24 protein-coding genes are annotated in these 25,374 nt (G+C 60.8%); 11 read left to right on the top strand and 13 right to left on the bottom strand.

From position 1 onward, the window contains the following. Positions 1–26: 26 nt before the first annotated feature. A complete protein-coding gene (locus RE428_RS20365) occupies positions 27–1,199 on the bottom strand; it encodes an ABC transporter substrate-binding protein (RefSeq protein ID WP_004580333.1) in 1,173 nt (390 codons plus the stop codon). Between the two features lie 284 nt (positions 1,200–1,483). Between RE428_RS20365 and pedF the strand changes: the two genes are divergently transcribed. The 6 genes from pedF (at position 1,484) to exaC (ending at position 8,879) form a co-directional block, all read left to right on the top strand. After that, complete coding sequence (gene pedF / locus RE428_RS20360) at positions 1,484–1,912, top strand: cytochrome c-550 PedF (RefSeq protein WP_004580334.1); 429 nt, start codon at positions 1,484–1,486, stop codon at positions 1,910–1,912. Positions 1,913–1,965: 53 nt separating this feature from the next. Continuing rightward, positions 1,966–2,901, top strand: a complete 936-nt coding sequence (locus RE428_RS20355) for a substrate-binding periplasmic protein (protein WP_004580335.1) — start codon at positions 1,966–1,968, stop codon at positions 2,899–2,901. Positions 2,902–2,939: 38 nt separating this feature from the next. Further along, the gene (locus RE428_RS20350; RefSeq protein WP_004580336.1) at positions 2,940–3,716 is read left to right on the top strand and encodes a quinoprotein dehydrogenase-associated SoxYZ-like carrier; all 777 of its coding nucleotides are present in this window, start codon (positions 2,940–2,942) and stop codon (positions 3,714–3,716) included. After that, entirely contained in the window at positions 3,713–4,648 is a 936-nt protein-coding gene (locus RE428_RS20345; protein ID WP_004580337.1) for a quinoprotein relay system zinc metallohydrolase 1, read from the top strand. The genes RE428_RS20350 and RE428_RS20345 overlap by 4 nt, the downstream gene beginning before the upstream one ends. A gap of 683 nt (positions 4,649–5,331) precedes the next feature. Beyond that, positions 5,332–7,101, top strand: a complete 1,770-nt coding sequence (locus tag RE428_RS20340) for a PQQ-dependent methanol/ethanol family dehydrogenase (protein WP_004580338.1) — start codon at positions 5,332–5,334, stop codon at positions 7,099–7,101. Positions 7,102–7,358: 257 nt separating this feature from the next. Next, positions 7,359–8,879 (top strand): acetaldehyde dehydrogenase ExaC, encoded by a 1,521-nt coding sequence (exaC, locus tag RE428_RS20335; RefSeq protein ID WP_004580339.1) that lies wholly within the window; start codon positions 7,359–7,361, stop codon positions 8,877–8,879. Positions 8,880–9,459: 580 nt separating this feature from the next. Here exaC and RE428_RS20330 read toward each other — a convergent pair. From RE428_RS20330 to kdgD, 12 genes are all read right to left on the bottom strand, one after another. After that, entirely contained in the window at positions 9,460–10,215 is a 756-nt protein-coding gene (locus tag RE428_RS20330) for a FadR/GntR family transcriptional regulator (protein WP_004580340.1), read from the bottom strand. A gap of 93 nt (positions 10,216–10,308) precedes the next feature. Continuing rightward, a complete protein-coding gene (locus tag RE428_RS20325; protein WP_004580341.1) occupies positions 10,309–11,328 on the bottom strand; it encodes an Ldh family oxidoreductase in 1,020 nt (339 codons plus the stop codon). Between the two features lie 29 nt (positions 11,329–11,357). After that, positions 11,358–12,158 (bottom strand): NAD-dependent epimerase/dehydratase family protein, encoded by an 801-nt coding sequence (locus tag RE428_RS20320; RefSeq protein WP_004580342.1) that lies wholly within the window; start codon positions 12,156–12,158, stop codon positions 11,358–11,360. 112 nt (positions 12,159–12,270) lie between these two features. Next, positions 12,271–13,149, bottom strand: coding sequence for an amidohydrolase family protein (locus tag RE428_RS20315; protein WP_004580343.1), 879 nt, complete (start codon positions 13,147–13,149; stop codon positions 12,271–12,273). 2 nt (positions 13,150–13,151) lie between these two features. After that, positions 13,152–14,219 carry a mandelate racemase/muconate lactonizing enzyme family protein gene (locus RE428_RS20310; protein ID WP_319802690.1) on the bottom strand — a complete coding sequence of 356 codons (1,068 nt, stop codon included), beginning with the start codon at positions 14,217–14,219 and terminating at the stop codon, positions 13,152–13,154. 100 nt (positions 14,220–14,319) lie between these two features. Further along, the gene (locus tag RE428_RS20305; RefSeq protein ID WP_004580345.1) at positions 14,320–15,603 is read right to left on the bottom strand and encodes a TRAP transporter large permease; all 1,284 of its coding nucleotides are present in this window, start codon (positions 15,601–15,603) and stop codon (positions 14,320–14,322) included. A 4-nt stretch (positions 15,604–15,607) separates the two neighbouring features. After that, positions 15,608–16,156, bottom strand: a complete 549-nt coding sequence (locus RE428_RS20300; RefSeq protein WP_004580346.1) for a TRAP transporter small permease — start codon at positions 16,154–16,156, stop codon at positions 15,608–15,610. A 66-nt stretch (positions 16,157–16,222) separates the two neighbouring features. Next, on the bottom strand, positions 16,223–17,224 hold the full coding sequence (locus RE428_RS20295) for a TRAP transporter substrate-binding protein (RefSeq protein WP_004580347.1): 1,002 nt from the start codon (positions 17,222–17,224) through the stop codon (positions 16,223–16,225). 117 nt (positions 17,225–17,341) lie between these two features. Then, complete coding sequence (locus RE428_RS20290; protein ID WP_004580348.1) at positions 17,342–18,871, bottom strand: tripartite tricarboxylate transporter permease; 1,530 nt, start codon at positions 18,869–18,871, stop codon at positions 17,342–17,344. Further along, positions 18,871–19,446: a tripartite tricarboxylate transporter TctB family protein gene (locus RE428_RS20285; protein WP_154660741.1), complete on the bottom strand. Its 576-nt coding sequence runs from the start codon at positions 19,444–19,446 to the stop codon at positions 18,871–18,873. Before RE428_RS20285 ends, RE428_RS20290 begins: the two co-directional genes overlap by 1 nt. Positions 19,447–19,464: 18 nt before the next feature. Continuing rightward, positions 19,465–20,445 carry a Bug family tripartite tricarboxylate transporter substrate binding protein gene (locus tag RE428_RS20280; protein ID WP_004580350.1) on the bottom strand — a complete coding sequence of 327 codons (981 nt, stop codon included), beginning with the start codon at positions 20,443–20,445 and terminating at the stop codon, positions 19,465–19,467. Between the two features lie 149 nt (positions 20,446–20,594). Next, positions 20,595–21,512, bottom strand: a complete 918-nt coding sequence (gene kdgD, locus RE428_RS20275; protein WP_004580351.1) for a 5-dehydro-4-deoxyglucarate dehydratase — start codon at positions 21,510–21,512, stop codon at positions 20,595–20,597. Between the two features lie 611 nt (positions 21,513–22,123). Between kdgD and pqqA the strand changes: the two genes are divergently transcribed. The 5 genes from pqqA to pqqE all read left to right on the top strand — a co-directional run bounded on the left by pqqA (position 22,124) and on the right by pqqE (position 25,374). After that, entirely contained in the window at positions 22,124–22,195 is a 72-nt protein-coding gene (pqqA, locus tag RE428_RS20270) for a pyrroloquinoline quinone precursor peptide PqqA (protein ID WP_004580352.1), read from the top strand. Between the two features lie 108 nt (positions 22,196–22,303). Further along, on the top strand, positions 22,304–23,236 hold the full coding sequence (gene pqqB / locus RE428_RS20265; RefSeq protein WP_004580353.1) for a pyrroloquinoline quinone biosynthesis protein PqqB: 933 nt from the start codon (positions 22,304–22,306) through the stop codon (positions 23,234–23,236). After that, complete coding sequence (pqqC, locus tag RE428_RS20260; RefSeq protein ID WP_004580354.1) at positions 23,233–23,991, top strand: pyrroloquinoline-quinone synthase PqqC; 759 nt, start codon at positions 23,233–23,235, stop codon at positions 23,989–23,991. Before pqqB ends, pqqC begins: the two co-directional genes overlap by 4 nt. Next, a complete protein-coding gene (gene pqqD, locus RE428_RS20255; RefSeq protein ID WP_004580355.1) occupies positions 23,988–24,254 on the top strand; it encodes a pyrroloquinoline quinone biosynthesis peptide chaperone PqqD in 267 nt (88 codons plus the stop codon). Before pqqC ends, pqqD begins: the two co-directional genes overlap by 4 nt. Next, positions 24,226–25,374, top strand: coding sequence for a pyrroloquinoline quinone biosynthesis protein PqqE (pqqE, locus tag RE428_RS20250; RefSeq protein WP_004580356.1), 1,149 nt, complete (start codon positions 24,226–24,228; stop codon positions 25,372–25,374). The genes pqqD and pqqE overlap by 29 nt, the downstream gene beginning before the upstream one ends.

The following is a 25,374-nucleotide window of genomic DNA, read 5'->3' as shown; positions in this document are numbered from 1 at the left end:
CTTGTTATCGGGTGCTTGTTGTCGGGTTAACCGTTGATGCGGCACTGGCTTTCCGCCGCGTCGAAGCCGAGGGTGTCCAGTTCCGTCGTTGGGTGAAGGAAGCCGTCCTGGGGGGATTGCGACACCAGAGCGCGCGGATGCACCAGGGGAATGGGCTGGCGCAGTTGCCCGTTCCAGCGGCGATAGTCGAGTTTGCGGCCCTTGAAGCCGGCGAGCTGGAAGTTGTCCGAGAAGATATAGTCGCGCAGGGTGACGTGATCGACCTGGCTGGTGCGGATGACGGCCTCGCCGATACTGCGTACCGCGGCCCAGGCGGCATAGTCGTCGCTGTTCATGGGCCGGTCGGCGAGTTCTTCGAAACGGCTTTGCAATTGTGCGGCGCCCCAGCTTTCCACCACGCGATGCCAGGCGACGGGCATCATGCCCTGGGTGCCGACCACCGGGCGCGGCAACCAGGTATTGAAGGGCACGTACTCGCCGAAATCCCCGCGCTCGTCGGCCACCACCACCGCATCGTAATCGTCGCCCTGGGTGAAGCGCGGCAACTCGCTGGAGGCGGTGCGGCGCAGGTCGCCATCGAAGGTCCAGGGCTTGTCCTCCACGATCTTTACGCCAAAGCGTTTGACCGAACGGCGGAAGGACTCGGCCCAGGCCTTGTCGCCCTCGGTACTGCCGGTAATCAGGAAGATCTCGCGCCATTGGCGTTTGGCCAGCCACTGGGCCAGGGCGTCGGTGAGCATCGCGCGGCTGGGGGCGGTGTGCAGGAGCTGGGCCTGGCAGTCGGTGGTGCGCAAGTGGTTGTCCGGCGCGCCGGCGTTGAAGACCAGGGTGTCAGGGCCGGCGGCGTCCGTCAGCTCGCGCAGCAGGTCCGCCGGCACGTTCAGCACCAACAGCTCGATACCGGCGTCGCGCATGCGTTTGAGTTCGGCTCTTGCGGCATCGGGAGACTCCGCCATGACTGCGTCGAGATGGTAGGTCTGCTTGAGAAAGCGGCCGGTGGTGTTGTTGTCCTCGATGCCCAGTTCCGCGCCGCGCAATCCGGCGTCTTCCGGTTCCGGCAGGATGTTGGAAAGGACTGGCCCTGGGTCGGGTTTCCACTGGATGTAGCCGATGCGCACGTCCAGGCTCTCAGCGGCCGGGGCGGCGATCAGGACGGTTTGCAGGATCAGGAAAGCGGCGATCCGTAAGGGTGTGCGCATGCGAATTCTCCGGCGCGTTATCGTTGTTTTCCTCCAGAGTAGAGTTCGCCTGCGTGGCCTGAAATATTCAGAAAGTACCAATCGACCGGTACGAAAGAACTAATTTCCCGCCGCTGGTCGCGCCTGCCGGGCGACGCCACTGTCAGCCTACTACCAAGGAACTAGTCCGAAGGCCCCAAAGTGGCATTCGGGCACCCCTGCCTGCTCCATACACTGGAGAAAAGTGCCGGTCACCCAATCACAATTTTTCGCCGGCACGCTGAGAGAGACAGGGGTTACACGTTATGGCATCTCGATCTTCACTGAAGGCATTCATCGCCGCGGGTCTGCTGGCCGGCTCCACGTTCGTCCTGGGCCATGGCGATGTCACGCCACAGCCTGTGGACACCGGCAAACTGCCGGATCTGGGCACGGAGCCCTTGGTGGAAAACCCGTTCCGCGAAGGTAACGAGTACGGCAATCTCAATGCCGAGGCGGTCGAGGTGGGCAAGGCCGGTTATGCCGGCAACTGCGCCGTGTGCCATGGCATCGAGGCTATGTCCGGTGGCCTGACACCGGATTTGCGCGAGCTGTCCGAGTGGGACGACGAGTACTTTATCGGCCGGGTGCTGAACGGCACCGAGCGTGGCATGCCGTCGTTCAAGCAGAACCTGGACCAGAACGCGATCTGGGCGATCAAGACCTATGTCGAGTCGGTTCCCAAGCCGGAGTGAAGGCGGGTGTTCGTGTTCGGCCGTCGGGGTGTTTCTGACAGGAGGGGCCAGGCATGCAATTGATTCGATGGGCGGTAGCTGTGCTGCTGACAGGCGTTGGCTTCGCGGCCTGGGCCGAATCGCCGCTGGACCGCCCACCCGAGCGAACCTATGACATCGTCATCGAGTCCGGCTACCTGCGGGTCGGGGTGTATGAGAACTTCCCGCCGTATTCCTTCATGAAGGACGGCGAGCCGGCCGGCGTGGATGTGGCGCTGGGCCGGAAGATTGCGGAAGGGCTTGGGGTGGACTTCCAGGTGCACTGGATCACGCCTGACGAAACCCTCGAGGACGACCTGCGCAACAATGTCTGGAAAGGTCACTACCTGGCCAAGCGCCGCATCGCCGATGTGATGATGCGCGTGCCTTACGACAAGGCCTATGCCTACATGCAGGACTCCACCGGCGAGATCATCAACGAGCAGGTGGTGATGTTCGGCCCCTACCAGGAGGAAGCCTGGCAGATCGCCTACGACCCTAACGACATCGACGACGTGCCCACCATCGCTGTATTCCAGTACAACCCTATTGGGGTGGAAATCGACAGCATGCCGGATTTCTACCTGTCCTCCACGTTCCAGGGGCGCCTGCGTGATAACACCCACCATTACCGCAACATCGGCGCGGCGTTCGACGGCATGGTGGCTAATGAGGTGGCGGCGATCATGGGGATGCGCGCGGAGGTGGACTACCTGCTGGCGACGGATCCCGACAAGCGTTTCCGGCTGGCCGGTAATGGCTTTCCGGGCATGGTGAAGCAGAGCTGGGATGTGGGCATGGCGGTCAAGCACACACACCGGCAGTTGGGCTATGCCATCGAGGCTATCGTCGACGGGCTGGTGCGTTCCGGCGGGATGGAAGCGATCTACGCGGAGTATGGGCTGCGTTACGACCGTCCGGCGTTCTATGACGCCATCCTGACGAGCCAGGAGGCGCCGGCGGCCCAGTAATCGTCCTATCCCGATAATAACAATGAGGAGACCGGCGTATGAACATGCGGCTGTGGATACTGCCGGGGCTGCTGGTGGCACCCCTGGCTTTGGCGTTCCCGAAAGACCCCTACGCCTCGCCCATGTGGGACTACAACCTCGAACGCTACCTGGGCGAGAAGGCCGAGGTGGTACTGGACGATCGCATCGACCTGCAGGTGCCGCCGTTTGCCGAGGACTCCGCCCAGGTGCCGCTGACGGTGGATCTCTCCGACTTTGACGAGCCGGTCAGGAAGGTGATGACCTGGGTCGACCTCAACCCGATTCCCCATTTGTTCACCTACGAACCCACTACCCGCGTGAGCGTGGTGTCGCTCAATTTCCGTGTGCAACAGGCAACGACGGTGCGGGCTGCGGTGCAGGACGCTAACGGTACATGGCATATCGGCAGCGCCCACGTGGATGCGGCGGGCGGGGGGTGTACCGCGCCGAGTCTGGCGTCGGCCAATCCGGATTGGGAAGACACCTTTGGCCAGATCAAGGGCGCGGCCTTCTCGCCGGCCAACCCGTCTCGGTTGAAGGTGTTCGTCCGCCACCCGATGGATTCGGGGATGGTGGGGAATATTCCCGCCTTCCACATCGAACAGCTGGAGCTGCGCGCCCGCGACGGCGAGGGTGAAGCGGTGCACAAGCTGTTGACCATGACGCTGTCCGAGTCCGCCGCTGAGAACCCCATGTTCGTGTTCGAGCTGCCCGAGGCGCCGCCGCAGTATGAAGTCTGGATGCGGGACAACAACGGCAACCAGTTCCTGCGGCATGTGGGGGAGGCGCTATGAGCCGGTTTGTCGTAGTGCTCGTCGCGCTCGTCTGGTTACCGATCATCCAGGCGGATTTGCGATACCAGCTCGAACTGGTAGAGATCGCGCCCAATACCTGGATGGTAGAGGGCAAGACCGAGAACTTCTCCACCAAGAACGGCGGCAATATCGTCAACACGGCATTTATCGTGACCGATGCCGGGGTGGTGGTGATCGATACCGGGCCGTCGCTGCGTTATGGCGATGCCTTGCATGATGCGATTCGTGGGATCACCGACCAGCCGGTGACGCTGGTGATGTTGACCCACCACCATCCGGATCATGTCTTCGGCAGCCAGGCCTTCCCGGAACAGGCGCTGGCGGCGCTGCCGGAAACCCGCGCGATGCTTGAAGCCAGTGGTGATGATTTCGCCGAGAACATGTACCGCATGGTGGGTGACTGGATGCGCGGGACCGAGGTCCGGCTGCCCACTCGGGAGCTGCAGCCCGGCCCGCTGACGGTGGGTGATCACGAATTCCAGCTTTACCGTTTCACCGGTCACACCGGGGCGGATCTGGTGGTGCTCGACAAGACCACGGGCACGTTGTTCGCCTCGGATATGGTGTTCTTCGACCGGGCGCTGACCACGCCCCAGAGTCTGGGGTTGGACGTCTGGAAAGAGGAGTTGGCGGTGTTGTCGGAGATCGAATTCGAGCGCCTGGTACCCGGGCACGGGCCGCTGGTGACCGACGGCCAGGCGTTTGCGCAGATGCGCGATTACATGACCTGGCTGGAGACGTTGTTCACCGAAAGCGCCGCGCAGGGGCTGACGCTGAACGAAGTGATGAACGCGCCGATTCCAGAGCGCTTCGCGGGTGTGGCCGAGGCGCGGTATGAGTTGATCCGGACCACGACGCACCTATATCCGCGATATGAGCGGGCGGCGTTGAGTATGTTGCCGGTGGAGTAGGGCGCGGGATGAGGTGGGTCGATGCGGTTTGCGATGTCCGCCATAGGCTGACTCACGTTGTTTTAAATGTAGCCGACGCTTTAGCTTCGGAGCCGACCGAAGGGCGGCCGAGATCCGCATCCAACAATTGGGGGCCTGGCGGCCCCTCCGAAGCTAAAGCGTCGGCTACATTCCCAGCCAACTCGAGCATGTAGCAGAAGCTTTAGCTTCTGAGGCGCCGGAGGCGCCCGTAATCCGGCACGCAGTCTCTCAACCGCGCCCACCAGGCAGCCCTGGGGGCTGCTCCGAAGCTAAAGCGTCGGCTACATTTCCCAGACAACTCGAGCATGTAGCAGAAGCTTCAGCTTCTGAGGCGCCGGAGGTGCCCATAATCCCGGACGCAATCTCTCATCCACACCCGCCAGGCAGCCCCGCGGGGGCTGCTCCGAAGCTGAAGCGACGGCTACATTCCCAGCCAACTCGAGCGTGTAGCAGAAGCTTCAGCTTCTGAGGCGCCGGAGGCGCCCCCAATCCCGGACGCAATCTCCCCCTCTAACCAACCAGGTCTTACTACCAAGTGATGAGATAACCAGCACTCGGGGTCAATTGTTGCTCTTGTCGCCAGATCCAAGAATGGCAGGAGAGGCGGGAAATCTTCCCGGTTCGCCGCTGAAACCGATAACAAGAGATTGGAGAGCGCAACCATGAGTACAAGGTTCGGTAAACAGTTTGCGGCCAGCGCCCTGGCCCTGGCTGTTTCGTTAAGCGCCCATGCGGTCACTGATGAGGACATTCTGGCTGATCAGGACACGGTGGACGACGTCGTCACTTACGGTATGGGCGTGCAGGGGCAGCGATTCAGCCCGATGAATGACCTGAACGTCGACAACGTGAAGCAGTTGCAGCCCGTCTGGGCTTTCTCGTTCGGGGGTGAAAAGCAGCGCGGCCAGGAGTCCCAGCCGCTGGTGAAGGACGGCGTGATGTACGTGACCGCCTCCTACTCCCGGGTATACGCCATCGACGCCCATACCGGCGAGGAGATCTGGCAATACGATGCACGCCTGCCGGACGGCATCATGCCCTGCTGTGACGTGATCAACCGGGGCGTGGCCATCTACGGGGACAACGTATTCTTCGGCACCCTGGACGCCAAGCTGGTCGCCCTGGACAAGAACACGGGCAAGGTGCAATGGATCAAGAAAGTAGCGGACTATCAGGAAGGCTATGCGATCACCGCCGCGCCGATCGTGGTGAAGGGGAAGCTGATTACCGGCGTCTCCGGGGGTGAGTTTGGTGTTGTCGGCAAGGTCGAGGCCTACGATCCGAACACCGGCGAGATCCTCTGGACCCGGCCGACCGTCGAAGGCCACATGGGTTACGTCTACGAGGATGGCAAGAAAGTCGAGAACGGCATCTCCGGCGGCGAAGCTGGCAAGACCTGGCCCGGCGATATGTGGAAGAACGGCGGCGCGGCGACCTGGCTGGGCGGAACTTACGATCCGGAGACCGACAGCCTGTTCTTCGGTACCGGCAACCCGGCGCCCTGGAACTCCCACCTGCGCCCCGGCGATAACCTCTTCTCGTCTTCACGCCTGGCGATCGATCCGGACGACGGCAGCATCAAGTGGCACTTCCAGACCACGCCCCACGACGGCTGGGATTACGACGGCGTCAACGAACTGATCTCCTTCGACCTCAAGGAAAACGGCAAGACGGTGAAAGCTGCCGCCACCGCCGACCGGAACGGCTTTATGTACGTTCTGAACCGCGAGGACGGTAAGTTCATCCGCGGTTTCCCGTTCGTGAACAAGATCACCTGGGCCGAAGGCCTGGACGAGAATGGCCGCCCGATCTTCGCGGAGAACGGACGCCCCGGTAACCCCGCGGAGATGGACGGCAAAAAGGGGGAAGTCGTGGTCGCCCAACCGGCGTTCCTCGGCGGCAAGAACTGGATGCCGATGGCCTATAACCCGGATACCGAACTGTTCTATGTACCGTCCAACGAGTGGTCCATGGATATCTGGAACGAGCCTGTCTCCTACAAGAAGGGCGCAGCCTTCCTCGGTGCGGGCTTCACCATCAAGCCGGCCCACGACGATTACATCGGCGTGCTGCGGGCCATGGACCCGAAGACCGGTAAGGAAGTCTGGCGCTATGAGAATACCGCGCCGCTGTGGGGTGGTGTCATGACCACCGCCGGCAACCTGGTGTTCACCGGTACGCCGGAAGGCTACCTGAAGGCGTTCGACGCCAAGACGGGTAAGGAGCTGTACAAGTTCAACACCGGTACCGGCATCGTTGGCACCCCGATCACCTGGAAGATGGGCGGCGAGCAGTATGTCTCCATCACCACCGGCTGGGGCGGCGCAGTTCCGCTTTGGGGTGGCGAAGTGGCCAAGGTGGTGAAGGACTTCAACCAGGGCGGTACGGTCTGGACCTTCAAGCTACCGGGCGAGAGTGTGGCGGCCCGGTAAGCGGCCTAAGCACGAGATGTCATGAGAAGGGTCGCGGTGCGGCCCTTTTCTTATTTGTATTCCGCGCGGATTTGGCCTACTACCAAATGACGAGATGGACGCGCCGAAGGGACCATTTTGTCGGCTGGGGGTGCTGGCTAGAGTAAAACTGTCAACGCCGTCACCGCGCCTGTCGCAGGTCGGGAACTGTTCCCGCTCACTGGTTTCAAACCCCAAGCGCGTCGATAACGCGGTTCAACAATAAAGAGGACATGGTCATGATCTACGCACAACCTGGCAAGGAAGGTTCCGTCGTCTCCTTCAAACCCCGCTATGAAAACTACATCGGCGGCGAATGGGTCGCGCCGGTGAAAGGACAGTATTTCGAGAACATCACCCCGGTGACCGGTGATGTGATCTGTGAAATTCCGCGCTCCACCGCGGAAGACATCGACGTCGCCCTGGATGCCGCCCATAAGGCTGCGCCGGCCTGGGGCAAGACCTCTGCCACCGAACGCTCCAACATCCTGCTGAAGATTGCCGATCGCATCGAGCAGAACATTGAAATGCTGGCCGTGGCTGAAACCTGGGACAACGGTAAGGCGGTCCGCGAGACCCTGAATGCCGATATCCCGCTGGCGGTGGATCACTTCCGCTACTTCGCCGGCTGTATCCGCGCCCAGGAAGGTCATCTGGGCGAGATCGATGGCAACACCATCGCCTATCACTTCCACGAGCCGCTGGGCGTTGTCGGTCAGATCATTCCCTGGAACTTCCCGATCCTGATGGCGGCGTGGAAGCTGGCGCCGTGCCTGGCGGCCGGCAACTGCACCGTACTCAAGCCAGCGGAGCAGACCCCGGCGTCCATCCTGCTGTTGATGGATCTGGTGGGCGACCTGCTGCCCCCGGGCGTGGTCAACATCGTCAACGGCTATGGCAGCGAAGCCGGCCAGGCCCTGGCCTCCAGCAAGCGGATCGCCAAGATCGCCTTCACCGGCTCCACCCCGGTCGGCTCGCACATCATGAAGTGCGCCGCCGAGAACATTATCCCGTCCACCGTCGAGCTGGGCGGCAAGTCGCCGAACATCTACTTCTCCGACATCATGCAGGCGGAGCCGGAGTTCATCGACAAGTGCGTCGAGGGCGTGGTGCTGGCGTTCTTCAACCAGGGTGAGGTCTGTACCTGCCCGTCCCGCGCGCTGGTGCAGGCGGACATCTACGACGAGTTCATGGCCAAGGTGGTCGAGCGCACCAAGAGCATCAAACGCGGCAATCCGCTGGATACCGACGTGCAGGTGGGTGCCCAGGCGAGCAAGGAACAGTTCGACAAGATCATGTCGTACCTGGAAATCGGCAAGCAGGAAGGTGCTGAAGTGCTGACCGGCGGCGGGCGCGAGGAACTGGACGTCGAGTTCAACAACGGCTTCTACATCCAGCCGACCCTGTTCAAGGGCGACAACAAGATGCGCGTGTTCCAGGAAGAAATCTTCGGCCCGGTGGTGGGTGTGACCACCTTTAAGGACGAAGAGGAAGCCCTGGCCATCGCCAACGACACCGAGTTCGGTCTCGGCGCCGGCGTGTGGACCCGCGACACCAACCGCCAGTACCGCATGGGCCGTGGCATCGAAGCCGGCCGTGTGTGGATGAACTGCTACCACGCCTACCCGGCGGGTGCGGCGTTCGGTGGCTACAAGAAGTCCGGTGTCGGCCGTGAAACCCACAAGATGGCGCTGGAGCACTACCAGCGGACCAAGAACATGCTTATCAGCTACGACACCAATCCGCTGGGCTTCTTCTGAGTCCGGACGGAAAGGAAACGAACGAGACGCTGACTTGAAAGGACTGGCTGAGAAGTCAGTAGACGAGGCGAGTAGCGACACAGGGATGTGTGACACCATCCGGGCCGCATGAGTCGGCGGCCCAGACACAGGTTGCGTCTGTGTCCTCCTGCCATTTTTCGCGGCCCCGTTTGGGGCCGCTTTTTTGTGCGTGTAGGAAAGTGCTGTAGCCGAAGGTATCCCGGAAAATGTAGCCGATGCTTCAGCTTTGGAGCAGGCGCCAGCCTGTCGGTATGCCTCGGGACTTGAGGGTGATCAGGGGCACCTGACGGCGCCTCCGAAGCTGAAGCGTCGGCTACATGCTCGAGTTGACGGCTGACTGTGCATCTCTCTGCCGGCCTTTGTGGCGCCTATGGGCCGCTTTTTATGGGTATAGGAAAGTGCCGTAGCCGAAGGTATTCCGGAAAATGTAGCCGATGCTTCAGCTTCGGAGCAGGCGCCAGCCTGCCGGCACGCCTCGGAACTTGAGGGGATCAGGGCACCTGACGGCGCCTCCGAAGCTGAAGCGTCGGCTACATGGGCGTGCCAATGTCCTCGGCCGCTACGATTCCTGATACTTTGCGTACATGTTTCTTGCCCGTTTGAGGTGCTGGTACATCGTTTCCCGGGCGGCGTCGCTGTCGCGGGCGAAGATCGCTTCGAGCACGCGGGTGTGCTCGTCTTCGACGCGGGTCAGGTATTTGTCGGTTGCGGACGTGTTGATTTCGATGCTCATCAGCTTGGCGCGCGGGATCACGCTGTGGCTGAGTTGCTCATAGAGTGACTTGAAGAAGGGGTTGTGGGTCGCTGCTGCGATGGCGCAGTGAAACTCGTAGTCTTCGGTGCGGGCCTGGGAGTGTTCCGAGCGGGCACGTATGAAGGCGTCGTGCTTTTCCTGCAGGATGCGCCGGTCATTGTCGTCATGGCGCAGGGCCGCCAGTTCGGCTGCCGCCGGCTCCAGGTTCAGGCGTAGTTCGAGCACATGCAGGATGTCCTCGACCGTGGTCGGGTTGATCTGGTTGGCGGGCATGGCCTCCAGCGCGGTATTGCGCAGTACGGTGGTGCCCACCCCCTGGCGGGTCTCCACCAGCCCCAACGACTTGAGGTGTGTCATGGCCTCACGGATGACGGTCCGGCTGACCCCGAAGGACTCGCTCAGACGATTCTCCGTGGGCAGCTTTTCGCCGACCGCAATGCCGCCGTTGCCGATCAGCGTCTCCAGCTGGTCCGCCACGTGTAGGGAGAGGCTGCCTGCCCGTTGCACCCGTTGTACGTTCAGTGTCCTCAGGTCATCCATTGCGTCACGCTTGTCTGCCATATCGGGTTCCATTGCACATCGGGTTTAAAAACGGCCCGGCGGCGCTTCGATCCTGATCAATCGAGGCTTCCGGTCGTCCTGGGTTGCATCGCCTCACGCCGCCTCCTTGAGTTTGACCAGTTCCTCGTAGAGTTCCTTCGGAATCGACACGCCTTCGGCCTGGCTGCGCGCCCTGGCTCTATGCCGACGCTGCGAGGGCAGCCGGGCACCTTGGGCCATTACGCCTTCGAACAACACCTCGGCCTGTTGCAGATGCCTGCCGGCATCGGCGCCAAGAAAGGCCTGCGGATCCAGCGCCAGGATAAATTCCCCATGCTGCGGCTTACCGTCGCCGCTGGCATTCGCCGGCTGCGTCTGGTGACCCATGCGGTCGCCGATCAGCGGGCCGGCAAGCAGTTCGATCATGAGCGAGAGGGCCGTGCCCTTATGACCCCCGAAGGGTAGCAGCGCCCCGGCCAGTGCCGCCGTCGGGTCGGTTGTCGGTTGGCCGGCATCGTCCAGAGCCCAGCCTTCGGCGAGCGAATTCCCGGCCCGGCGATGCAGTTCGATCTCGCCACGGGCGACGGCACTGGTGGCAAAATCGAACACAAACGGCAGGCCATCGGGCCTTGGCCAGGCGAAGGCGATGGGGTTGGTGCCTAGTAACGGCGAATGTCCCCCGGCCGGTGCGACATAGGCGTGGCTCGGTGTCATCGCCAGCGCCACCAGCCCTTGTTCGGCCAGGGCCTCGACTTCGGGCCACAGCGCCGAGAACTGAAAGGCATTGTTTATGGCCAGTACCGCCACGCCGTTGGCGCAGGCCTTCTCGGTCAGCGGTTGGCGTCCCTTTTCGAACGCCAGCAGCGAGTTACCGCCGCGAGCATCGACATTCACCACGCCGGGCGCCTGGTCCCTCACTTCCGGGACAGATTGGGGATCGACACCGCCAAAACGCACGGTACGCACACAATCCAGCAAGCGATACAGCCCATGTGAATGACATTCGTCACGCTGGGCGGCGACCACGCTACGGGTAATCGCCGCGGCGTGGTCGGCTGAAAAACCATGATGTTCGAGAACGTCGATGCCCAGCTGCCACGCCTCATCAAGCGACAGCCGTGTGTGTTCGGTCATGAATGCCTCCCGCTGAGTTGTGTGACGTCTCAATCGTCGTCGGGGTGCCCCGCCGCGACGAACTTGCCACCCTGGTAGACGACCTCCGGTGCCTCGGGATCGATCGTGCCGGCCTCCGCTTCGATCTCGTCACGCCAGGGTTCGGAGCTGTCCTGCGGCACCCAGCCGAGGAACGCCGATTTGCTGTTGTCCCACCACAACTCGGTGTTGGCCGAGGCGCCGTAGATCACGGTGTAACCGAGCTTGGGGGCGACGAAGGCGCGCTTCATCAGGCGCATGAAGTCCTCCACGCTCAGCCAGGTGGCCATCATCCGTGTGTCCTTCGGCTTGGGGAAACAGGAGCCGATACGCACGCTCAGGGTCTCCATGCCGAACTTGTCGTGATACAGGCTCGCCAGGTCCTCGCCGAAGCACTTGGAGACGCCATACAGCGAGTCGGGGCGGCGCGGCACTTCGGTGTCGATGCGGGTGGTGCGCGGGTAGTAGCCGATGGTGTGGTTGGAGCTGGCGAATACGATGCGCGGCTTGCCCAGGTAGCGGGCCGCTTCATACAGATTGTAGGCGCCGATGATGTTGGCCTGGAGGATGGCGTTCCAGGGTTGTTCCACCGACACGCCGCCCAAGTGGATGATGCCGTCGCAGTCCTTGACCAGCTCACGGACGGCCTGGGCGTCGCCGAGGTCGCAGGGCACGAGTTCCTCATGTCCGGCCGCCTGGCCGAGATCGGCAATATCCGACAAGCGGACCTGTTCTGCCAGGTTCTGCAGGTGTGGACGGATCGCCGTCCCCACGCCACCGGCTGCGCCGGTCACCAATAAACGTTTGAGCATGTCTGTCTCCTTACAGTGATGGTCAGCGTGCGCCGCAGACTGTTATTCGTAAATTTGGTTATTCACAAATTTTGTTATCCACGGACGTTGTTGTTGCACGGATGAAGGGCGTTTATGCCTTGACGGCTCCGAAGCCGTAGAGCTTCGCCGGGTTGTCGACCAGGATCTTCTGGCGCTGCTCCGGGGTTGCCCAGTCGAGCAGCACGTCGAGCTGTGCGGTGTCGCTGGGGTAGTCGTCCCGGGAAACGCCCACGTGGGGCCAGTTGGTGCCCCAGATGATGCGTTCGGGCGCATGGGCGATAACGCGCTTGGCAATCGCTCCGACGTCGGCGTAGTGGGGGCCGCCGGTCTGGCTGGCTTCGTAGCCGGCGCAGATCTTGAACCAGGCGTTGCCGCGATCCATCAACCGCAAGATCTCGTCGACCCGGGCATCGTCCGCCGCTACCGGCGGCATGAACTTACCGATGTGGTCGATGATGTACTCGCCTTCGATACGCTTCAGGTTGTCGAGGTACTCGTTCAGTTTGACGCCGTTGAATTGCACCATCAGGTGCCAGCCCAAGGGGCGGATGCGCTTCTCGACCGCGAGCATGTCGTCGTTGGTGACCGCGCCGAACGGCAGGTTCATGATCCGCGCCCCGCGCACGCCCTTGTCGTGCCAGACCTTCAGGTCACTGTCCGTTGTGTCCGGCGTTACTGCCGCCACGCCGCGGGCGGCGTCGGGGCCCAACTGGTCAAGCGCCACGAGCAGGGCGCTGTTGTCACGCTGGTAGGCGTTGGGTTGGGTGACCACGACACGGTCGAGCGACAGCCATTGTTGGAGCTTGCGGTAATCCTCGACCGTGGCCAGCTCGGGAATTTTGGGTCCGCCGGGCTGGGCCTCATAGCCCGGCAGGTACAGGTGAATGTGGCAGTCGGTGGCTCCGGCCGGCGTCTTGAGTCTGGGCGGCTGGCCATCGAGCGGACGGGTGTTGGCTGGAATCTCTGACACGCTTATGCCTCCTTCAAAGCGAATTGGCGCAGGGCATCGCGGTTGATCTCGATGCCCAGGCCGGGACCGTCCGGGATCTGCACCACGCCCTGGTTATGTTCGATGGGCGTTTGCACGACAGCCTGACGGAATGGATTCTTGGTGCGATCGAATTCCATGATCGGCTCGATGGGCTTGCGTCGCGGCGGGTTGGGCGGAAGTGCCGCCATGACCTGAAGACTGGCCGCGAGGCAGACCGCCGTGCCCCACACATGCGGCACCAGCCGCACCCCGAACATCGCAGCCATGTCGATGACCCGACGCATTTCCGAGAACCCGCCCACACCGCAGACATCGGGCTGGACGATATCCACCGCGCGGGTCGAGAGCGGTTCGAGCATGGCGTAGCGGCCGTGCCAGTTCTCGCCACTGGCTACCGGGATGGGCTGGCCATCGCGGACAGCGCGGTAGGTGGAAAGCTGTTCGGGCAGGACCGGCTCCTCGAACCAGTCGATGTTGTAGCGCTCGGCGCGTTTGCCCACCTCGAGCGCTTCCAGCAGGTCGTAGCCGTGATTGGCGTCGATCATCAGGCGCCGTTCGGGGCCGATAGCCTCGCGCGCGGCGGCGATCGAGCGCAGGTCTTCCTCCACGTCGAAGCCGATCTTGATCTTGACGCCGTGAAAGCCCTCGCGGGCATAACCGGCCACTTCGTCGGCGACGTCCTGGACCCGGTCGACGCCCTCGCGGCGAAACGAGCCTGTAGCGTACGCCCGGACGCTTTCGCGAAAACGTCCGCCCAACAGTTCGCTCACCGGCGCGTCATAGTACTTACCCTTGATGTCCCACAACGCGATATCGAGGCCGCTGAGGGCAGTGACGGTCAGTCCGCGCTGGCCCTGGTCGCGCAGGCGGTTGTAGAGGTCGAGCCAGAGTTTTTCGGTTTCCAGCGGATTGCGGCCGATCAGTGCGGCGGCGTAGGTATCGACGACTACCGCGTTGGCTTTCGCCGGGCCCAGGCACTCGCCCCAGCCTGTCGTGCCGTCGTCGCAGACCACTTCTACCAGGCAGTGCTGGCGCCTCTCGAAGCGCATCGACGCGCTTTCGAAGGCCTGCTCGAGTTGATAGTCGAGAATATGCGTGTGTATGCGTTCGATCTTCATGTCTGTTAGCCCATGAACGAATAGAGGAAACTCACTGCTCGAGGAAGCCGGGCAGCGTCAGCGAGATTGCCGGCACGTAGGTCACCAGCATCAGCACCGCGAACAGCGCCAGGTAGAACGGCCAGATGGTGCGTACCGCCTGCTCGATCTTGATCTTGCCGATCACGCTGCCGACGAACAGGCAGGCCCCGACCGGCGGTGTGCACAGGCCCAGCCCCAGATTCATCATCATGATGATGCCGAACTGGATCGGATCCATGCCGAACTGCGCCGCCACCGGCAGGAAGATTGGGGTACAGATCAGGATCAGCGCCGCCATGTCCATGATCATGCCCAGGGCCAGCAGTAACAGGTTGAGCATCAACAGGATGACGATGGGATTGTCGGAAATGCCCAGCAGCGCATCGGTCAGCAGTTCCGGCACGCTGTACAGCGCCAGCAGGTAGGAGAAGGCTGACGCGCAACCCACCAGGATCATCACCAGCGAGGTGGTCCGCACTGCCTGGTAGACGGCGCGCTTGAACGGCTCCCAACGTAATTCGCGGTAGACCAGTCCGGTCACGACGATGGCATAGATGGCGCCGAAGGCACCGGATTCGGTGACCGTCAGGACGCCCGAGAGTACCCCGCCGACGATGATCACCGCGGTCATCAAGCCCGGTAGCGCCGCCGCGAAGCTGATGATCAGCGCCGACCAGCCGGGGAAGGTTTCGCCTTTATAGCCCCGCTTCACCGCCACCACGTAGGCCGCTACGGCCAGTGCCAGGCACATCAGGATGCCCGGCACGATGCCGGCGATGAACAGTTGGGTGATCGAGATACCGCCCCCGGCCGCCACGGCATAGAGAATCATGTTGTGGCTGGGTGGAATCACGACGCCGGCGATGGAGGAAGTCACGGTTACGTTGACGGAGTAGTCGGCGTCGTAGCCTTTTTCCTTCATCACCGGGATGAGGATCGAACCCAGTGCCGAGGTATCGGCAACCGCTGAACCCGAGATACCCCCGAACAGCATGGACGAGCTGACGTTGACCATGCCCAGCCCTCCGCGCACGCGGCCGACTGCTGCCGAGGCCAGACGCACCAGGCGCCTGGAAATACCGCCATGCAGCATCAGTTCGCCGGCAAAAATGAAGAAGGGGATGGCCAGCAGCGAAAACACCGAAATGCCGGAAAGGATGCGCTGGAAGCCTACGAATAGCGGCAGGCCCTCGTAGAGGAATGTCCCGACCGCAGCCAGTCCGACCGCAAAGGCCACCGGCGCACCGACGACGAGGCCTAAAAAGAAGATCCCGAACAGTATGAGCAGTCCCATGGCATCAAACCTCCCTTGTCTTGAGCAGGCGCTGAACGATGTTCACGCATGAGAACAGGACCATCAGCACACCGCAGATCACCAGGAGCGCCGCGCGCCAGCTTTCGGAAAAGCCGATCATGGGGATGGGGCGGTTCAGGTTCTCCATCACCAGGTAGCCACCCTGCCACGCCATGAAGACCCCAAAGCAGGCGACGAATAGATCGGAAAGGTGGCGCATGACGGTACGCGGGAGTCGCGGCATACCTTCGCGGATGAAGTCGATGCTCAGGTGACTGTTATTGCGAACCCCGGCGGCCGCGCCGAGACAGGTGATATAGACGACGATCACCAGGGACGATTGCTCGACCCAGGTCGGCGTGTCGTTAAGGACATAACGGCCGAATACCAGCCAGCCGAAGGTGATGATCAGGAAAACCATCAGTACGCCTGCCACGATGATGCAAAGATGGGCGATACCATCCAGCGTTCTATCGAGCAGCGACTGGGGCCCGGTTTCGGACACCGGCGCCTGCGCAACCTGGTCATCGAGTTGATCGGAGTAGGAGCTCACGGTAGCTGATCCTCTCAAGAGCACCCCGGGCCATGCCGATCCGGGCGCGCTCATCGATTGACAAGGTTATTGAGCGGCCTGGATGTCCGTCACGAACGACTCCAGTTCAGGATGCTGCTTGACGAAGTCGTCGTAGATCGGCTGCATCTTTTCCTGGAAGGCCGCCTTGTCATTCACGTCGTTGATCTTTGCGCCGGCGTCGAGCACGGTCTGCTTGCTTTTCTGGACGCGTTCTTCCCAGAGTTGGCGCTGCGTCTCAGCGGCATTTTCGGCGGCTGTGCGAACGGCCTTCTGGTCTTCCTCACTGAGTTCTTCCCAGCTGGACTTGGCGATACACAGGCACTCCGGCAGGATCAGGTGCTCGGTCAGGGAGTAGTATTTGGCGACTTCGTAGTGGCCGCTGGTCTCATAGGACGGGTAGTTGTTCTCCGCACCATCGATGACGCCGGTCTTCAGCGATTGGTAGACTTCGCCGTAGGACATGGGCGTCGCATTGCCGCCCAGGTTGTCGATCATCTCCACGTACAGGTCGTTGTTCATCACCCGCACCTTGATGCCCTGGACATCAGCGGGTGTCTTGACCGGATGGTCGGTGTTGTAAAGGCTGCGCGCGCCGGAACCGAACCAGGACAATGCGATAAGGCCTTCCTCTGCCAGGGCATCGGCAAAGCGGTCGCCGATCTCGCCGTCCATGATCGTGTACATGTCATCGACGCTGTTGAAGATGAAGGGCAGCGACAATACGTTGGTGGCCGGGACGATCGGTCCCATCGGGCCCATGTTGAAGTTGGCGAAGTCCAGGGCGCCGCTGCGGGTCTGTTCGATGGCGTCCGGCTGATCCCCAAGTACCGCATTGTGATAGACCTTGGGCTCGACACGGCCGTCGGTCTTCTCGGCCACTTCCTCTGCGAAGCTTTCCAGGGCTTCGCTATTGGGGTACCCCGGCGGGTGAATGTTCCAACCACGCCATTGGTCAGCCTGGACCGGCAGGGCGGCGGCGGTCAGTGCGCCCGCCATCGCAGTGATTTTCAGACAACCGGTGACAGAAAAGCGCTTTCTTGTTTGCATGATATGGCTCCCGTTGAGTCTCTTGTGTTGTGTTTGTAGGTGGCAGTATCAATCAGTCTCTCGGGTTGGAACGCAACGATCTCTCAAGGGCCGACCGATGCGTTCTGGCTCGGTTGCTCAAGCCGGCGAAGCGCCAAGACCTCCATTTCTCGGTTTGCGAATGACCATGAAGTAGAAGAAAACACCGGTCAGTATGATAAAGAACAGACTGTCCGGGCTTGTCAGGAAAATCAGTGGATTACCATCGTTTATCGATAGCGAACGACGGCAGTACTCCTCCAGGCTGGGGCCGAGCACGAAGCCGAGCAGTAGGCAGACGGTGGGATACTTCTGCTTGCGCAGGAAATAGGCCAGCACACCGAATACAAGCGCCAGTCCCATCTGGAAAGTAGAGTAGGTGGCGACGTAGCTGCCCACGAGGGCGACCACGGCAATGCTCGAATAGAGCACGTCCCGGCGAATCGATACGATCTTCAGGAAGTACGGTCCGAGCAGATAGAGCGTCAGCGGGATCAGGATCAAAGCGCTGATGAATAGCGAGGCGAACATCGGCGCAATCATGTCGAGTTGCTGGGTCATGAACTGTGGGCCGGGCTGGAGGCCGTTGATGATGAGTACGCCGAGCACGATGGCGGTCGTTGGATCGCCGGGGATGCCAAACGTCAGCATCGGAACGAATGCACCGCCACACATGGAGTTGTTGGCGCACTCAGCGGCCGCAATGCCTTCCGGGTGGCCTTTGCCATAGCGCTCTGGCGTCTTCGAGGAGCGCATCGATTCTGCGTAGGATACGAAGGCTGCCATCGAGCCTCCGGCCCCGGGCAAAATACCGACCGAGTAGCCGATAAGCGCGCTTTTCAGGTAACGCAGGATGCCGATCTCGCGAACTTCGGAAAGCGGCGGGATGAAGTCGCGCCTCTTCACCCTGGCGCCTTGCACCTCGCTGGGATCCACAGTTCGAGTACTTCGGCTGTCGGCCTGGATCAGCAACTCACTAATGGCGAAGGTGCCAATGATCAGCGGCATCATGTCGATGCCCTGGATCAGCACGCTGGTTTCAAACGTGAAACGAGCTATGGGCTGCACCACGTCAATGCCGATCGTGGCGACCATAACCCCCAAGAGCGTGGCAATCATGCCTTTGGTGACCGATCCACGCTGGGAAATAATGATGACAATGAGTGCAAAGGCGATCAGTGAAAATTTGCCCGGGGTGCGTATCAACAGGGCAACGTCCGCGGCCAAAGGAGATATGATCATCAACAGCAGGGCACCTACTGCACCGCCGATCATCGATCCCAACGCAGCGTGACCGAGTGCCTTGGCACCTTCGCCACGTTGCTGCATCGGATAGCCTTCCATGGCGGTCATCATGGAAGAAGGCGCTCCCGGAATATTGATGGTTGTCGCCGTAATACTGCCGCTGCACATACCGGCCATGAAAATGCTGGCGCAGGCAACCAGGGCCGTGGTGACATCGAGACTGTAAGTGAGAGGTAGCAATAGGGCGATTGCGAGGACCGAAGTGAGCCCTGGAACCGCTCCAAAGAAAGTACCGATCAGGAATCCGCCCACCATATATAGCAGGGTTTCTGGATTAGCGAGGGCCGCAAAGCCGCCGAGCAGCCCATAAATCGAGTCCATCATCATTGGCTCCAAAACGTGGGCAGGCGTACCTGGAAGAAGACTTCAAATAACAGATATCCGGCGGCGGTTATAAGAAGGGTGGCAACCAATTTCATTAGCCAATTTTTCTTTATACTGCCGCTAAATAAGCCGTGTAACAGCAGCACATAAAAGAACGTAGAAACAAAATAGCCAATTAAATCAAAAGCCAATAAATACCCGGTTGTTAACAGGACAACGCCAATCGCCCCAAGCGAAATGCCTGCGTATCTTTTGCTTGTCCGGGATGCCTCAGCTGTTGCCTCCTCATCGCTACCGTTGCTAGATATACGGCCCAGCGCTTGAACCATCGCGCATACAAGGGCGATTAACATGACGACCGACGTTAGTATCGGAAAGAACGACTCGGTCATGTTGCCATCTTTCATAGGCGGGCCGAGCTGGATCGCGGAAATCAGGTAGACAACCGTGATGATGGCCAGCACTGCCGGCACATAAAACTCGCCGTCTAAAGCAAAGCGTTTGGTAGACATATGAAAACCCGTTTGAGAAGCGTTGCGCCATACGGCTTTTAATGGCGCAATCGCAATGACCACGTGAACGCGGCTAACGCTTTATTTTTTCAGCACGCCTTTTTCGACCAGAGCATCCATGGTTCCGAAAAGCCGCTGTTGGGTGTCATTCGCCCACTGCGTCACTTCGTCGGTACCTAGCCAGGCCGGCGTGACGCCGATCTGCTTCAGCCACTGCTGGAACTCGTCGCTCTCGTAGGCTTTGTGGTAGGTCGTTTCCAGCTTCTCGATGATGTCGTCCGGTGTACGTGCCGGGGCAACCATGACGATAAAGCTGCCCATTTGCAGATCGAGGCCGGTATCGGTGTCGGTCACTGGCGGGACGTCGGGGAAGCCTTCGTTCTGGGTGTCGGAGAACTCCACCAGGCCGCGGGCCTGGCCGGACTCAATCAGCGGTGCCAGGTCACCAAGACTGGTAACGACGGCGTCGACTTCACCATTGAGCAGAGCTTCCTTTTGTGAAGCTGCGCTGTTGTCGTAGGAGACGATCTTGAACTTGGCGCCCGTCTGTTCCTGGAGCTGTAGCAGTGTGAGGTGCGTCCTGGCCCCCATGTTCTGGATACCGATACGGATACTGTTGGGCTTTTCCTTTGCGGCGGCGATCAGGTCGCCCAGGGTTTGATAGGGGGCGCTTTCCGAGACGGTGATGGCGTCGGCTTCACGGGTGATGCGAGCGATCATGCGCATTTTTTCCATATTGAAACCTGGCAGCATGCCCTTCCACGGAATCGTTATGATGCTGTCATAGGTGATGGCTGCAATGGTTTGCCCGTCCGGACGGGCTTTCATGAGTTGGAGCAGGCCCGTCGCCGTCATGCCACCTTCAACGTTTTCCACATACATCGAGACTGGCAGGGACTCCTCGGCAATATTCGAGATTTTGCGCACGATCGCGTCGGTACCCCCGCCCGCGGCCGCTGGAACGATGAGGCGGACGTCGCGACTGGGGAAGTCGGCGTAAGCGACGTTGGCCGCGAGCGTGGCCACGCAAAAGAGTGTCAGGATTGTTTTTTTGAAATTCATTGTTCGCCTCTTACGAGTTGGTTATTTGTTTTTGGCCGTGTTGGAAGCGTTTTTATAACCGCCTTTTTATTTAAAGACTTTTGATTCTCAGGGACGTTTGATTTGACTGACTGAATCAGCACCCGGACCTGGCGCTGGCGTCTCTCACATCAAAGAGCCTGGGTTTTGCCGATAAGCACCTTGAGTTGTTCTACCTCGCCGGTAGTGGGCATCTGGAGCGGCGCCCTTACCGCACCCGCCGGGTGTCCGATCAGCTCGGCCCCCGCTTTGATAAGGCTGACCGCATAGCCCTTTCGGGTGTCACGCAGGTTGACGAAGGGAATGAAGAACTCGTTGGTTATCGCTTTAACGGTCTCGCTATCGCCGGCGCGTAGCGCTCGATAGAACTTGACCGCCGTCTCCGGTATGAAGTTGAAAACCGCTGAGGAGTAAGTGTTGACGCCGATCGACAGATACGCTTCGGCAAAGATTTCCGCAGTGGGGACACCGCCGATATAGGTCAGGCGGTCGCCGACCGTCTTGACGATCTTGTTGAGTAGCTGGATATCGCCCTTGCCATCCTTCAGGCCAATCAGGTTAGGGCAGGCGTCGGCGAGTTGCTCCACGGCTCCGGCTTCAAGTACGCCGTTGCCGCGGTTGTAGTAGATCACGCTGATCGATGTCGAGTCGCAGATCTGCCGGGCATAGTCCACCAGGCCGTCCTGGGGACAATCGGTCAGGTAGGGTGGCATCAGCAGGATGCCGTCTGCTCCGGCTTCTTCGGCAGCCTTGGCGAAGGCCTGCCCGGCCCGCACGCTCAGGCCGGCGCTGGCGATCACCGGCACCTTGCCGCCGACAGTCTCCACAGCGACTGAAACAACCTCGCGATACTCGTCGAGGGTCAGGTTGAAGAATTCGCCGGTTCCACCGGCCACGAATACGGCAGAGATGTCGTGACTGATGAACCATTCGAGGCGCCGACGATAGCTCTGGCTATCGAAGCTGCCGTTGGCGTCGAAGTCGGTAACCGGAAAGGACAGCAGGCCATCGCCGACGGCTTTGATTACGTCGCTTTGAGTAAAGTTCACTGGTCATCCTTGTTCAGTTTCTTGTTTTTCAAGGCTTCCACGGCATCGCTAACACGATATACATAGAAGTCAGGTCATATGCTGTATGTTGTCATACATCATACTAAGTCAGGGTAGGAGCTGGTCGCAAAATGTGCAACTCAGACAAAGGTCGAATACGGGTGGAGCTTGATTCCCTTGCAGACGGTGGCCGTTGGATCGCTCGGTTCTAGCGTATTTTTGGGGTGGAGGTGGCCTCGGGTTAGCGATGCGGTTCGCTTTGCTCACCAGCATCCTACGCGGGAATCTCAATGCCCAGAGCGTAGGATGCCGGTGAGGCTTGCCGAGCGGCATCAGTCTTGTTGCGCGAATGGCATCCCTTTGCGGAACCGCGAATCGTCACCGTTAATTGACCTGGGTTGTGTCTACCCGCATCGCCAAGACGTATATTCGGGTTAGTCTGGGAGTTACCGGTGAGGTACCGAACCGGTGAACTAATCCCGTCGTAATGCCACTAAGGAGGGTGGAACAGGAACGAAATTTGTTCCAAAGTACCATATGGATACCGTTTGGCTCCCTCTAGTATCAAAGTGTGGTTTCCATTCACCGATGCAAGACAAGAGGTAAGGGTTATGTGGACCAAGCCAGCCTACGAAGATATGCGGATCGGCTTCGAAGTCACCATGTACTTCGCCAACCGCTGAGTTGTACGTGACGGCCGGCATCTTGCCGGCCGTTGACTTTGAGAGCCTCTGAATGGGACCCGATAGCGTTGTTCTGGTCCTATCCAGAGGCTTTTTCAGGAGAACCCCATGCAGATTCATGTCCTCGGCTCGGCAGCCGGCGGGGGCTTCCCACAGTGGAACTGCAACTGTCGCAACTGCGACGGCTTGCGTAAGGGTACGCTGAACGCGACGCCCCGAACCCAATCCTCGATCGCCATCAGCGAAGATGGCGAGCGTTGGATCATTTGTAACGCATCACCGGATATCCGCGCCCAGCTGGCGGACTTCGCCCCGCTGCAACCGGCCCGCCACGTGCGCGACACTGGCATTGAGGCGGTCCTGCTGATGGACAGCCAGATCGACCATACCACCGGACTGCTGACCCTGCGCGAGGGCTGTCCACTCGATGTCTGGTGCACGGCACAGGTGCACGAGGACCTGTCCACCGGCTTTCCGCTGTTCCCCATGCTCAAGCACTGGAATGGCGGGCTGAACTGGAAGGAAATACCGGCAGCGGACAGTGAATCGTTCTGGATTCCCGCCGCGCCGTCCCTGAAGCTGACCGCGATTCCGCTGCATTCCAACGCGCCGCCTTATTCCCCGCGCCGGGGTAAGACCATCCCAGGCGACAACGTTGGCCTGTTTATCGAAGATACCCGCACCGGCACCCGTGTGCTCTACGCACCGGGGCTCGGGCAGCCAGACGACCGGCTGAAGGCCTGGATGCGCAATGCGGATGTGCTGCTGGTGGATGGCACCGTCTGGGAGGACGACGAGATGCAGCGCCAGGAAGTGGGCACCAAGACCGGTCAGGAGATGGGGCACCTCGCGCAATATGGCCCGGGGGGCATGATCGAATTGCTCGATACGATGCCGGCCAGCCGCAAGGTCCTGATCCACATCAACAATACCAACCCGATCCTCGACGAGGATTCGATGGAGCGTGCCGTCCTCAAGATCCACAACATCGAAGTGGCCTACGACGGTATGCACCTGGATTTGGGTGGAGGTGACGAATGAACGCGCCGAACCCGGCCCTTGACCGCGCTTCCTTCGAACAGGCACTACGGGACAAGGGGCGCTACTATCACATCCATCATCCCTACCATAAGGCGATGTATGCCGGGGAATGCACCCGCGAGCAGATCCAGGGCTGGGTGGCCAATCGCTACTACTACCAGGTCAATATTCCCCGCAAGGACGCGGCCATCATGGCCAACTGTCCTGATGCGGCAGTGCGCCGTCTCTGGCTGCAGCGGGTGCTGGACCACGATGGCGACGGTACAGAACCCGGCGGTATCGAAGCCTGGCTGAGCCTGGCCGAGGCCGTGGGTCTGAGCCGGGACGAGGTGATCGACCAGCGTCACGTGCTGCCCGGCGTGCGATTTGCTGTGGACGCCTATTACAACTTTGCCCGCCGGGCGAGTTGGCAGGAGGCGGCCTGCTCGTCCCTGACAGAGCTGTTCGCCCCGGAGATCCACCAATCCCGGCTGGACAGCTGGCCGCAGCACTACCCCTGGATCGAGGAATCCGGCTATAGCTACTTCCGCAAGCGCCTGGGCGAGGCCCGACGTGATGTGGAGCATGGCCTGACGATCACCCTGGATCACTTCACCACGCCGGAGCAACAGCAACGGGCGCTGGACATTTTGCAATTCAAGTTGGATATTTTATGGACAATCCTCGACGCCCTGACGATGGCCTATATGCACCGGACGCCGCCGTATCACACGGTGACCGATCAACAGGTCTGGCATCGGGGGCTCGGCCAATGATGAGCCGCATCCCGCGCCTGCGTCCCGGTTTTCGCTACCAGTGGGAGCCGGCGCAGGAAGCCCATGTGCTGCTGTATCCGGAAGGGATGGTGAAGCTGAACGCGAGCGCCGCGGCGATCCTCGGCGAGGTGGACGGTGAGACCACTGTGGGCCAGATCATCCGCAACCTGGAAGCCCGTTTCACCGAAGCCGGTGATCTTACGGACGACATTTGCCAGTTCCTGGAGGAAGCCCGTGACCAGCATTGGATCAGCCTCGAATAAGGCCCAACCGGGACCGCCCCTCTGGCTGCTGGCGGAACTGACATACCGTTGTCCGCTGCAGTGTCCCTATTGTTCGAACCCCCTCGACTTTGCCAATACCGATCAGGAGCTCGACACCGAGGCCTGGATCAATGTCCTGCGGCAGGCGCGTGAAATGGGCGCGGCCCAGTTGGGCTTTTCCGGCGGTGAGCCGCTGGTACGTCCGGATATGCCGGAGTTGATCGCCGAGGCTCGCGGCCTGGGCTACTACACCAACCTGATTACGTCGGGCATCGGCCTCACCGAAACCAAAGTCGAGCAGTTCCGAGAGGCGGGGCTGGATCATATCCAGGTCAGTTTCCAGGCATCCGATCCCGAGCTGAACAATGCGGTGGCCGGGTCGCGCAAGGCGTTCGAGAAAAAACTGGCAATGACCCGCGCAGTGCGGGAAGCCGGTTATCCGATGGTGCTTAACTTCGTTATCCACCGGCACAACATCCACCAGATGGACGACATCATCCGTTTGTGCGAGGAATTGGGGGCGGACTACGTGGAACTGGCCACCTGCCAGTACTACGGCTGGGCGTTCAAGAACCGTGAAGGGCTGATGCCGTCCAAGGCGCAGCTCGACACCGCCGAGGACCGGGTTCAGGCCCACCGCCGGCGCCTGCACGAAGCGGGGTCGGCCATGAAGCTGATCTTCGTGACGCCGGATTACTATGAGGAGCGCCCCAAGGCCTGTATGAACGGCTGGGGCAGCATCTTCCTCACCGTCGCGCCGGATGGCACGGCCCTGCCGTGCCACAGTGCGCGTATGTTGCCGATCGAATTTCCCAACGTCCGCAATCAGTCCCTGAAGTCCATCTGGTACGACAGTCCGGGATTCAATCACTACCGGGGCGATGCCTGGATGCCTGAGCCCTGTCGTTCCTGTGATGAGAAGGACAAGGATTTTGGTGGCTGCCGCTGTCAGGCATACCTGCTCACCGGCAACGCCGACAACGCCGATCCGATATGCAGCAAGTCCGACCATCACGATCGCGTCCTGGCAGCCCGTCGTGCGGCAGATCATGCCACTGCATCGTTGGCCGATCTGACTTACCGCAATGCCAGGAACTCGCGCGTGATCGCCAAGGCCTGA

The organism is Marinobacter nanhaiticus D15-8W, from assembly GCF_036511935.1.
Taxonomy (GTDB): Bacteria; Pseudomonadota; Gammaproteobacteria; order Pseudomonadales; family Oleiphilaceae; genus Marinobacter_A; species Marinobacter_A nanhaiticus.
The sequence above is the reverse complement of the archived record's forward strand: the minus strand, read 5'-3'. Positions and strand labels throughout refer to the sequence as shown.